The sequence below is a fragment of the Pseudomonas serbiensis genome, assembly GCF_030580745.1.
GTDB lineage: Bacteria > Pseudomonadota > Gammaproteobacteria > Pseudomonadales > Pseudomonadaceae > Aquipseudomonas > Aquipseudomonas serbiensis.
Genome location: NZ_JAUQOO010000003.1, coordinates 364,846 through 375,542, shown reverse-complemented (window position 1 = coordinate 375,542; position 10,697 = coordinate 364,846). Strand labels below are relative to the sequence as shown.

At 59.6% G+C, this 10,697-nt stretch carries 8 protein-coding genes; 4 read left to right on the top strand and 4 right to left on the bottom strand.

The window, feature by feature from the left end; all coding sequences use genetic code 11:
• From Q6A51_RS06595 to Q6A51_RS06585, 3 genes are all read right to left on the bottom strand, one after another.
• Positions 1 to 583, bottom strand: a 583-nt coding sequence (locus tag Q6A51_RS06595; RefSeq protein ID WP_405046124.1) for a pyridoxal-phosphate dependent enzyme, incomplete at its 3' end; no start/stop codon positions are given.
• Between the two features lie 517 nt (positions 584 to 1,100).
• Positions 1,101 to 2,141 carry an AraC family transcriptional regulator gene (locus Q6A51_RS06590; protein WP_304574385.1) on the bottom strand — a complete coding sequence of 347 codons (1,041 nt, stop codon included), beginning with the start codon at positions 2,139 to 2,141 and terminating at the stop codon, positions 1,101 to 1,103.
• 2 nt (positions 2,142 to 2,143) lie between these two features.
• Positions 2,144 to 3,289, bottom strand: a complete 1,146-nt coding sequence (locus tag Q6A51_RS06585; RefSeq protein ID WP_304574384.1) for a carbon-nitrogen hydrolase family protein — start codon at positions 3,287 to 3,289, stop codon at positions 2,144 to 2,146.
• A 360-nt stretch (positions 3,290 to 3,649) separates the two neighbouring features.
• Between Q6A51_RS06585 and Q6A51_RS06580 the strand changes: the two genes are divergently transcribed.
• The 4 genes from Q6A51_RS06580 to Q6A51_RS06565 all read left to right on the top strand — a co-directional run bounded on the left by Q6A51_RS06580 (position 3,650) and on the right by Q6A51_RS06565 (position 9,531).
• A complete protein-coding gene (locus Q6A51_RS06580) occupies positions 3,650 to 5,686 on the top strand; it encodes an NADPH-dependent 2,4-dienoyl-CoA reductase (RefSeq protein WP_304574383.1) in 2,037 nt (678 codons plus the stop codon).
• Between the two features lie 129 nt (positions 5,687 to 5,815).
• On the top strand, positions 5,816 to 6,724 hold the full coding sequence (locus tag Q6A51_RS06575; RefSeq protein WP_304574382.1) for a 1-aminocyclopropane-1-carboxylate deaminase/D-cysteine desulfhydrase: 909 nt from the start codon (positions 5,816 to 5,818) through the stop codon (positions 6,722 to 6,724).
• Positions 6,725 to 6,829: 105 nt separating this feature from the next.
• Positions 6,830 to 8,179 (top strand): MFS transporter, encoded by a 1,350-nt coding sequence (locus Q6A51_RS06570; protein WP_201004812.1) that lies wholly within the window; start codon positions 6,830 to 6,832, stop codon positions 8,177 to 8,179.
• A gap of 143 nt (positions 8,180 to 8,322) precedes the next feature.
• Positions 8,323 to 9,531 (top strand): MFS transporter, encoded by a 1,209-nt coding sequence (locus tag Q6A51_RS06565; protein ID WP_304574381.1) that lies wholly within the window; start codon positions 8,323 to 8,325, stop codon positions 9,529 to 9,531.
• Here Q6A51_RS06565 and Q6A51_RS06560 read toward each other — a convergent pair whose 3' ends face one another.
• Positions 9,532 to 10,515: a DUF1853 family protein gene (locus Q6A51_RS06560; protein WP_304574380.1), complete on the bottom strand. Its 984-nt coding sequence runs from the start codon at positions 10,513 to 10,515 to the stop codon at positions 9,532 to 9,534.
• Between the last annotated feature and the right edge of the window lie 182 nt (positions 10,516 to 10,697).

The window sequence follows — 10,697 nt, the reverse complement described above, 5'->3', positions numbered from 1 at the left end:
ATTTGACGTAAGCGGCAATGCCCGCAATCAGACCGCCACCGCCCACCGGGACGAAAATGGCGTCCAGCTGGCCCGGTTGCTGACGCAGGATTTCCATGGCCACCGTGCCTTGCCCGGCAATGGTGTCAGGATCGTCGTACGGATGGATGTAGACGAAGCCCTGTTCGTCCACCAGCTTGAGCGAGTAGGCCAGCGCCTCGGGGAACGAATCACCGTGCAGCACCACTTGCGCGCCCCGTGAGCGCACACCCTCGACCTTGATCTCAGGCGTGGTCTTGGGCATGACGATGGTCGCCTTGATACCCAATACTTTCGCCGCCAACGCCAGGCCTTGCGCATGGTTGCCCGCCGAGGCCGTGACCACGCCACGCGCCAGCTCTTCGGGGCTCAATTGCGCCAGCTTGTTATAGGCGCCACGAATCTTGAAGGAGAACACCGGTTGCAGGTCTTCGCGCTTGAGCAGCACCTGGTTGGACAGCCGCTCGGAAAGCTGGCGAGCGCCCTGCAACGGGGTTTCTACGGCGACGTCATAGACGCGGGACGTGAGGATCTTGCGGGCGTAGTGGTTGAGCAGATCGGTCATCGCGTCAACCCCTTGGGCTGGGTCAGGATGATCAGGTTCGAGGACAGGCGAAGGGCGATAGAGCGAAGGATGATGATCATGTCTGACTCCTGGTTCTGAAAGTAGCCCGGGAGACAGAAGAAACCCGCCTCCAGGGCGGGTTTTTTGCAAACGTCGGCTAACCCGCCATGACTGGAATGACGGTAATAATAATCTGGCCGAAGAATTGCTTGATTGGGTTCATGGGCTGGAGGTTATGGCGGGAGGTGTTGCCAAGTCAAGGGTGAATTGAGCGGAAGACGAATGCGCTAAATTGATTTGCGCAGCGCTCGTATTTTTATAAGACGTAACATTTTTATTCACATTGGCACTTTACTGTGGTGCCTGTGGTCAGTTATCTCAGTGTTTCCAACCAGGCAATCAATCACCCAAAAGGACTGAAAAGATGGACGAATATCAAGAAGAACTGCTGGAATCCCGCGCCTTTGAGCTGGACCCGCTGGAACCCGCCGACGACGCTACCGAACTGTGAGGGGCGTCAGGCGCTTTGACGCTGGCTGCGGCGAAACTCTCCTGGAGTCTGGCTGTTCCAGCGTTTGAAGGCGCGTTGAAAGGCTTCGGCCGAGGCAAAACCCAGCAGATACGCGATCTCGCCGAACGCCAGTTCAGTGTCGCGGATGTAAGTCATCGCCAGATCACGGCGAGTGTCATTGAGGATGGTGCGAAAGCGGGTGCCTTCATCGGCCAGTTTTCGGCGCAGTGTCCAGGTCGGCAGCTTGAGCCGGGCTGCGATCTCTTCCAGATCAGGTTCCCTTCCTCCGTTCAATAACGGCCCCAGCAACTGAATGATGCGTTCGCGCAGGCTGCGGGTGCGGGTCAGTTGTTCCAGTTCCTTTTCACACAATTGCAGCAAGTGTTGCCAGGTGCTTGGACAGTGTTCAGGGTTGCGCAGCGCCAGGCTTGTCTGATCCAGACGCAATTGATTGGTCGCCGCGCCAAAGATCACCGGGTTGTCGCTCAGCAAGCTGTAGTCGGCTGCATATTCAGGCGCTTCGAATTCGATCTCGACCCGTTGAGCCCGCACGGGGCTGGCGGCCAGCGCGGACAGGTGGCTGATCCAGGCACAAAGGATCGAGTCCACCACAAAGCGGTTGTAGGCGTTGTAGGGGCTGATGGAATAGAAGCGCAGCCAGGCACCTTCTGCGTCCTCATGAAAGCTCGACTGACCGCGATAGTTGGAGCCATACAACGCCTCGAAACGGCTCAGAACCCGGGCAGCCTCGCGCACGGTCGGTGCCTGTGCTGCCGTGACACCAGCCAGTCCGAGCTGGCTGAGGCGGCTGAGCTGTCCCATGCGCAAGCCCAGCCCCGGTTGGCCGGTAAGCTGGATGGCCGCATGGCCCAGACGCATGTAGCGCGGGATAGACAGGCGTGCGCCTGCTTCGCTCAGGCGCGCCGTGTCCAGGCCGTATTGTTCCAGAAGCGGGGCAGGGTCCTGACCGAAACTGCGCACGGCGTCGCCCATGCTCTGGATAAAGCCCACTGAAAGATCCCCGAGGCGCAGCGTCAGGTCAGGCATGGTCAGAGCCAGATATTGATCAGACGGGCGCCGCTCATGGCGCGGTTTTCCAGAAGCTGCTCGCCGATGATCTGCCCGTTGTGGCTGGCAAAACCTTGCCCGGAGCTGCCCTGGTTCCAGAACTGCCCGTGCAGGAACACACTGATACCGGCCCGGGCATTGCTGTCGGGTGTGCGGCCGGTCAGGGTCAGTTGGCGCCAGGCCTCGCCTTCGCTGATCGTGCCGGGTTTGAGGTCGGTGTCAGGGTTTTCACTCTTGTCCCAGAATCCGCGCCACGGGCTGGCCCAGCTACTTTTGCCGGGAACGAAGGCTGGCACCGCAATCAGCTCGGCGCCGTCAGCATTCAGGCGTGCGTAATTGCCCGGATACCAGCTGTCGCTGCCGATCAGCACTGCCAGACGACCTGCCGGGGTGTCGATGACGTTCAAGGGCGCACTGGCTGCTGTCTCGACATAATCGTGCTGGTAAGGGCTCGCAAACAATTGGCGTTGAGGCTGGCCGAGTGGCAGGCCGTCGCTGCCAAACACAAGGCTGCTGTTATACAGTGCGCCATTGCCGATCCGCAGTTGACCCGCTTCGACGCGCGGCTCCGGCAGCACGATGCTGCCAGCCACCAGGGTGACGCCAAACTCCTTGGCCAGGCCGCCGAACAGGGTTTGATAGTCCCGCGCCATGCTGCTCGCCTTCATGCGCAGATAAGCATCCTCCAGCCGATTCTCGCCGGTGGCTTGAGTGAAGGCCTCAATGAATTTCAGCGGGTTGCTCCAAGGCAGCCAACTCATGGCTTCATCCCGGTCGCTGGCCTGAAAGAGCTGGTTTTTCTCTCCTGAAACAAACAGCCAGGTGCCCACATGTTCCGGCAGGACAACGATGGTCCGGGTATTGATCAGGCCCAGTTCACGGGCATGTTGCAGGTAGGCCGCCAGCTTGCGGTGCAGACGCCCGGGGTTCTGGTAGTCGGTGGGGAACAGCTCGGGCTCGACCCCCAGCAGGTTGCCGCGCTCACCGGGCTGGCCTTCGTTGATGACCAGACGAATGCGCAGGTCGGACAGGTAATGTCCCTGCGCACGTTGCCCGGTCCACAGGCCATAACTGACAAGGGTTGCGATACTCGCCAGGATGAGGCAGATACCGAAGAATTTACGCATAAGGTGCTGTTGATCCAAGGCCAGGACAGGACACTAGGCTTTGTACGATAAGTGGCTGCGCTCGGTGATGCTGCGTTAAAAACAGGCTCGGAATGCTCATTTACAACACGTAAAGTCGAGCGCGACTCCGACCGTTCCTCGCCTGTTTTTGCCTTGCCTGACCTTCGCTCGCCGACTTTCGTACAGAGCCTAGCCTGCCTGCACGTTTGGATCAATAACTTGTCACTTTCGGTCATTGAGCGAGGCGGGTCGGCTCTTTACTGTTTGTGCCATGAACGGGTCATACAACGAGCCCGCAATAGAACAAGAGGACGCATAGATGTCCTCGCTTTTCCGTGATGAAACCGATGGAGCGCTCCCATGACTGCCACTCGCTATCCGCACCTGCTGGCCCCGCTGGACCTGGGTTTCACGACCCTGCGCAACCGGACCCTGATGGGCTCGATGCATACCGGTCTTGAGGAAAGGCCCGGAGGTTTCGAGCGCATGGCGGCGTACTTCGCCGAGCGTGCCCGCGGCGGTGTGGGGCTGATGGTCACCGGCGGTATTGCGCCGAACAAGGAAGGCGGGGTCTACAAGGGCGCTGCAAAACTGACCACGCCTGAAGAAGCCGAGCAACATCGCATCGTCACTGAAGCGGTTCACGAAGCTGGCGGCAAGATCTGTCTGCAGATCCTGCATGCCGGGCGTTACGCCTACAGCCCAGATCAGGTCGCTCCCAGCGCCATCCAGGCACCGATCAACCCGTTCACGCCGCGAGAGCTGGATGAAGAGGGCATTGAAAAGCAGATCCAGGACTTTGTGACCTGCTCGACCCTGGCTCAGAGCGCTGGTTATGACGGCGTTGAAGTCATGGGTTCGGAAGGCTATTTCATCAACCAGTTCCTGGTCGCGCAGACCAACCACCGCACCGACCGTTGGGGTGGCAGCTACGAAAACCGCATGCGCCTGCCGGTGGAAATCGTGCGCCGGGTGCGTGAAGCTGTCGGGTCTGAGTTCATCATCATCTTCCGTCTTTCGATGCTGGATCTGGTGGAAGGAGGCAGTACCTGGGAAGAAATCGTGACCCTGGCCAAGGCTATCGAGCAGGCAGGTGCGACCATCATCAACACCGGGATTGGCTGGCATGAAGCACGCATCCCGACCATCGCGACCAAAGTGCCGCGTGGTGCATTCAGCAAGGTCACGGCCAAGCTGCGCGGTGCCGTGAAGATCCCGCTGATCACCACCAACCGCATCAATACGCCCGAAATCGCCGAGCAGATCCTCAGCGAAGGCGATGCCGACATGGTGTCCATGGCCCGGCCGTTTCTGGCCGACCCGGAGTTCGTCAACAAGGCAGCGGCAGGCCGCGCCGACGAGATCAATACCTGTATCGGCTGCAACCAGGCCTGTCTGGACCATACCTTTGGCGGCAAACTCACCAGTTGTCTGGTCAACCCGCGTGCCTGTCATGAAACCGAACTCAATTACCTGCCGGTGCGGCAGGTCAAGAAAGTCGCGGTGGTGGGCGCAGGGCCTGCCGGCCTTGCGGCTGCAAGCGTGGCGGCGGAGCGTGGTCATCAGGTGACGCTGTTCGATTCGGCCAGTGAAATCGGTGGGCAGTTCAACATCGCCAAGCGTGTACCGGGCAAGGAAGAGTTTTATGAAACCTTGCGCTACTTCAAGCACAAGCTGAAAAACACCGGCGTAGAGTTGCGCCTCGGAACACGTGTCGGGGTACAGGATCTGCTGGATGGCGGTTTCGACGAAGTACTGCTGGCCACCGGAATCGTGCCCCGCACACCGGCCATTCCCGGCATCGATAACCCCAAGGTGCTGAGCTATCTGGACGTGATCCTGCAACGCAAACCGGTTGGCCGCAGCGTGGCGGTGATCGGGGCAGGCGGGATCGGTTTTGATGTCTCGGAGTTCCTGGTCCATCAGGGCGTCTCCACCAGCCAGGATCGTGACGCCTTCTGGAAAGAGTGGGGCATCGACACGACCTTGCAGGCGCGTGGCGGTGTGGCAGGCATCAAGGCTGAAGCCCATGCCCCGGCGCGTCAGGTATTCCTGCTGCAACGCAAGGACACCAAGGTCGGCGATGGCCTGGGCAAGACCACCGGCTGGATTCACCGCACCGGCCTGAAAAACAAGCAAGTGCAAATGCTCAACAGCGTGCAGTACCTGAAAATCGACGATGCCGGCCTGCATATCCGCATTGGCGAAGGCGAAGAGAAACTGTTGCCGGTGGACAACATCGTCATCTGCGCTGGCCAGGACCCGTTGCGCGAGCTGTATGACGGGCTGGTCGACGCAGGGCAGAGCGTTCATCTGATTGGTGGCGCTGATGTTGCTGCCGAGCTGGATGCCAAGCGAGCGATTGATCAGGGTTCCAGGTTGGCTGCCGAACTGTAGGTGCCTCTTCGCGAATGAATTCACTCCCACAGAAATCACAGCTCGTGGGAGCGAATTCATTCGCGAAAGGCCAGTACCGTCAATGGAGTGTATCGTGTCATTTTCGTTTGCAGAGATACGCTTCGCTCCATGATCCGTGACGCACTGACCTGGCAACCCACAGCCCCTCTCGAACTTCTGAGCCTGCCCTGGTTGAAACAGGCAGGCATCGAAGTCGCGATCCTGCGGCTGGACCTTATCGATCCGCTGATCAGCGGCAACAAGTGGTTCAAGCTCACCGAGCATCTGGCTTGCGCGGCTCAGGGTGGAGCGGCGGGCGTCATCAGCCTTGGAGGCGCTCATTCCAATCATTTGCATGCGATGGCGGCGGCGGGCAAGCGTTTTGGTTTCCCCACGGTGGGTTTGCTGCGCGGTCATGAGCAACTGACGCCTACGGTGCTCGACCTGCAAGCCTTCGGGATGCAATTGCACTGGCTGGGTTATGGCGGTTATCGCGCTCGGCATGAGGAGGGCTTCTGGTTGCCTTGGCAGGCGCAGTATCCCGAGCTTTATCCGATTCCTGAAGGTGGTGGCGGCATGCCCGGTGCCTTGGGCTGCGCCCGATTGCTGGACTTGATAAAAGAGCCGTTGCAGTCTCTGGGTTGGGATGATTATCACGGTTGGTGGCTGGCGGCGGGTACCGGAACCACTCTGGCCGGGCTGGTGCTGGCGGAGTCGGGCGCTCACCCTGTATATGGCGCGTTGGCGGTTCCGGATGATCATGGCGTCGCTCAGAATGTGGCTGCGTTGGTGGGCACGGCTTCGGGTTATCAACTGATTGATGCCAGTCGCGGTGGTTTTGCCAGGACCGATGCGCATTTGCTGGAGTTTATCGCTACCACTGAAGCGCAAGGTTCTATCCTGCTGGAGCCGCTCTACACCGGCAAAGCGCTGCTGGCGCTGCACCATGAAGTCGCAGCCGGGCGCTTCATTTCGGGCACTCGCCTGATCTTCGTTCATACCGGCGGCCTGCAAGGTCGACGGGCAATGATGCTCTGAGGCGGGAGGCGTCGTCCCTGACTACGTGGATGACACTTTTGGAGTAAAGCCTTCCATTCACTGTCTTGATAATCGGTCATTCCCCCATCAATGGCCGAGGTCAGCATGACAACTACCGTCGTAGAGCAGGTCGATCCTGCTACTTTGAGAAAAGTCATAGTGGCTGCCGCCATCGGTAACTTTGTCGAATGGTTCGACTTTGCGGTCTATGGCTTTCTGGCTACCACCATCGCTCTGCAATTCTTCCCCAGCACCGACACCAGCGCCGCACTGCTGAAAACCTTTGCGGTCTTTGCCGTTGCCTTTGCCTTCCGGCCACTGGGCGGGATTTTCTTTGGCATGCTGGGTGACAGGATCGGTCGCAAGCGCACGCTGGCCATCACTATTCTGTTGATGGCGGGTGCCACGACCCTGATCGGCCTGTTGCCCACTTATGCAGCCATTGGCGTGACTGCTCCGATTCTGCTGACCATCATTCGCTGTGCTCAGGGTTTTTCGGCGGGGGGTGAGTATGCCGGGGCCTGCGCCTACCTGATGGAGCATGCACCGAAAGACCAGCGCGCCTGGTATGGCAGTTTCCTGCCGGTCTCGACGTTCTCGGCTTTCGCTGCTGCGGCAGTGGTGGCTTATGCGCTGGAGGCGGCCTTGTCGGCAGAAACCATGGGCAGTTGGGGCTGGCGTCTGCCATTTCTGATTGCCGCGCCGCTAGGGCTGGTCGGTCTGTATCTGCGCTGGAGGCTGGACGAAACGCCGGCTTTTCAGGCCGTGACCGAAGAGCATGACGTGGCCCATTCGCCGCTCAAGGAAACCCTGCGCAACCATGGCGCGGCCATCTGCTGTCTGGGGGCTTTCATTTCCCTGACGGCGTTGTCGTTCTACATGTTCACCACGTACTTCGCCACTTACCTGCAAGTGGCGGGTGGCTTGAGTCGGGCCACGGCGTTGCTGGTGTCGTTGATCGCCTTGTTGTTTGCCGCTGCGATCTGCCCGCTGGCCGGGGCTTATTCCGATCGGGTCGGACGACGCGCCACCGTGGTCACGGCCTGCGTATTGCTGATGCTGGTGGTGTTTCCGTCTTTCCTGATGGCCAGTTCGGGATCGTTCGCGGCTTCGATTTTCGGAGTGATGCTGTTGGCCATCGGCGCGGTGTTGTGCGGTGTTGTCACGGCGGCGCTGCTCTCGGAAACCTTCCCGACCCGCACCCGTTACACGGCATCGGCCATCACCTACAACATGGCCTACACCCTGTTCGGTGGCACTGCGCCGCTGGTAGCAACCTGGTTGATCAGCACTACCGGCAGTAACTTGTCGCCGGCCTTTTATCTGATTGCCGTAGCGGCTCTGGCACTGGCGGGTGGTCTGGCGTTGCCGGAAACCTCGAAGATTTCATTGCATGATGTGGCAGAGCGTGGAGAGGTGGGACCTGGTTCACGAATGAATTCGCTCCCGTCCTGAGTTCATTAAACCCATCGCAAACATGCAATAAAAAATGGCACGGGCGCCCTGAAAAATGGCACATTGGCGACCCTGCCTCGATATGACACATTTTGTAATATCAGAATGGGGGCACTCCAAAACCATTTTTACGGATGAAATGCATGGCGATCAGCGCTCAGCCCGGTTCTCCCGCGGCTTCGACGACTCCTCAGACCAGCCCATTAGTGATGCGTATTATCGGCGCGGTCGCCCTGGCGCATTTGATCAACGACCTGATCCAGGCTGTGCTGCCGTCGATCTATCCGATGCTCAAGGCCAGTTACGATTTGAGTTTCACCCAGATCGGGCTGATTACCCTGACCTTCCAGATCACGGCTTCGTTGTTGCAGCCCTGGGTCGGTTATTACACCGACCGGCATCCCAACCCGCTGGTCCTGCCTCTGGGTTCGATCTGTACCCTGATCGGCATTGTGATGCTGTCGATGGTGGGCAGTTTCCCATTGATTCTGGTGGCCTCGGCGCTTATCGGCATCGGCTCTTCGACCTTTCACCCTGAAGCCTCGCGTATTGCAAGGCTGGCTTCGGGCGGGCGTTTTGGTCTGGCGCAATCGACCTTCCAGGTCGGTGGCAATACTGGCTCGGCATTCGGTCCGTTGCTGGCGGCTGCGATCATCATTCCTTTCGGTCAGGGCAATGTGGCCTGGATCGGCTTGTTTGCCCTGTTTTCCCTGGGCTTGCTGTACGCCATCAGCCGTTGGTATCGGGCACACCTGAACCTGTTCAAGCTCAAGGCCGGGCAGGCGGCGACCCATGGCCTGTCGAGAAGGCGGGTGATTCTGTCGCTGGGCATATTGGCGTTTCTGGTCTTCTCCAAGTTCTTCTACATGACCAGCCTCACCAGCTACTTCACGTTCTACCTGATCGAGAAGTTCGACCTGTCGGTGGCCAGTTCGCAGTTGCACCTGTTCCTGTTTCTGGGCGCGGTGGCGGCGGGCACGTTCTTTGGCGGCCCGATTGGCGACAAGATCGGCCGCAAGAAAGTGATCTGGTTTTCGATTCTCGGCGCGGCGCCTTTCACCCTGGCGCTGCCCTATGCCGATCTGTTCTGGACCAGCGTGCTGAGCGTCATTATCGGCTTCATTCTGGCGTCGGCGTTTTCTGCCATTGTGGTGTATGCCCAGGAACTGGTGCCGGGCAACGTGGGCATGATTGCCGGTATCTTCTTCGGCCTGATGTTCGGCTTTGGCGGGATCGGTGCGGCGTTGCTCGGTTATCTGGCCGATAGCCACGGCATTCTGTATGTCTACAACCTGTGCTCGTACCTGCCGTTGCTCGGCATCCTGACCATCTTGCTGCCGAAGACCAAGTGATCAGGCGGGTGGTATCGAGACAGCTTCCGAGCTGAGTGTGTTACTGGTGTCGGCCAGATTGGGCCACATGTCCGACACCAGAAACAGACGCTCTGCTTCTTCCCATTCCCCCTGCGGGTTCTGATTCAGGCGTACCAGCAGTTGCGCCGGAGCCAGTGGGTCGAGCTGTGTCAGCCAGTCCTGCAATTGCTCATGGCTCCAGGCTTGGGCGTAATGAGCGGGTGCCAGCCAGGCGTGACGTGGCAAAGGCTGCCAGCGCCCCGTCGGGCTTTGTGCGATGAATTCTTCCCAATCCCGTTGATGCAGCCAGAGCCCTTTGAGGTGCTGGCTATGGGCACCTGCCGGTGATCGGGCCTGTCCCGGCCAGGGATAGAGCAGATAGCCACCCAGCCATAACTCGGCCGTGAAGGCCTCGATTCCCAGCGCCGACAACGTCGCCCGGCTTTCTTGACGTGAGGACATCGGCAGTTGATGCTGGCTCAGGTGTGTAAGCTTGCGGTCCAGCCGGTCATGGCATCCAGGCCCCAGCCATTGCGCCGTGTCACTGCCATCGCCGTCCTGCGGCCCGAGATAGAGTTTGATGGCCAGTTCCACGTGATGCACGCCATCACGATCCCGCAGCAGCATGTCCAGTTCGCCCAGGGTGTGGCCTTCCAGACGAATCGGCAGGTTGGCGGCGATGATCTCGACTCCCGGCGCATGATGCACCGCGAACTGCCAGAGCCGTTCGTAGTAAAGCCCCAGCCTGCGTGTGGCGCTGAGCGACAGCCAGTGTTCCAGCGGGGAACTGTCCCGATCCAGTTGATACAGGAAGTCTGCCAGTTGATCGGGGTGCTGTACCCAGTCGCTGCCGGTCAATGGATGACGTTGCGGCCATGGCGTTGCATCGAGCATGGGCGGCGCGAGGATGACCCAGGCCAGGTCGCGCACCTCTGGGTGGCGCAACTGGCGGGGGAGGTCGATCAGGTCGGGAAATAGAGTCATGTACCGAGGATAGCCCCCATCCCCCCGTAGGAGCGAATTCATTCGCGAAGAACCGTGTACATTCACAGGCGATGCGTCGCCTGGGCTTTCTTCGCGAATGAATTCGCTCCTACGGGGTTGTGCATACATTGCCGCTAACCGGCCCTTTCGCCCATAATCCGTTTCTTTAAGGCCGTATCGAA

Excerpts from the sequence above, each read along its gene's own strand:
- Q6A51_RS06590 (WP_304574385.1), bottom strand. The coding sequence starts at position 2,141 with ATGCCTGACCTGACGCTGCGCCTCGGGGATCTTTCAGTGGGCTTTATC.
- Q6A51_RS06585 (WP_304574384.1), bottom strand. The coding sequence starts at position 3,289 with ATGCGTAAATTCTTCGGTATCTGCCTCATCCTGGCGAGTATCGCAACC.
- Q6A51_RS06580 (WP_304574383.1), top strand. The coding sequence starts at position 3,650 with ATGACTGCCACTCGCTATCCGCACCTGCTGGCCCCGCTGGACCTGGGT.
- Q6A51_RS06575 (WP_304574382.1), top strand. The coding sequence starts at position 5,816 with ATGATCCGTGACGCACTGACCTGGCAACCCACAGCCCCTCTCGAACTT.
- Q6A51_RS06570 (WP_201004812.1), top strand. The coding sequence starts at position 6,830 with ATGACAACTACCGTCGTAGAGCAGGTCGATCCTGCTACTTTGAGAAAA.
- Q6A51_RS06565 (WP_304574381.1), top strand. The coding sequence starts at position 8,323 with ATGGCGATCAGCGCTCAGCCCGGTTCTCCCGCGGCTTCGACGACTCCT.
- Q6A51_RS06560 (WP_304574380.1), bottom strand. The coding sequence starts at position 10,515 with ATGACTCTATTTCCCGACCTGATCGACCTCCCCCGCCAGTTGCGCCAC.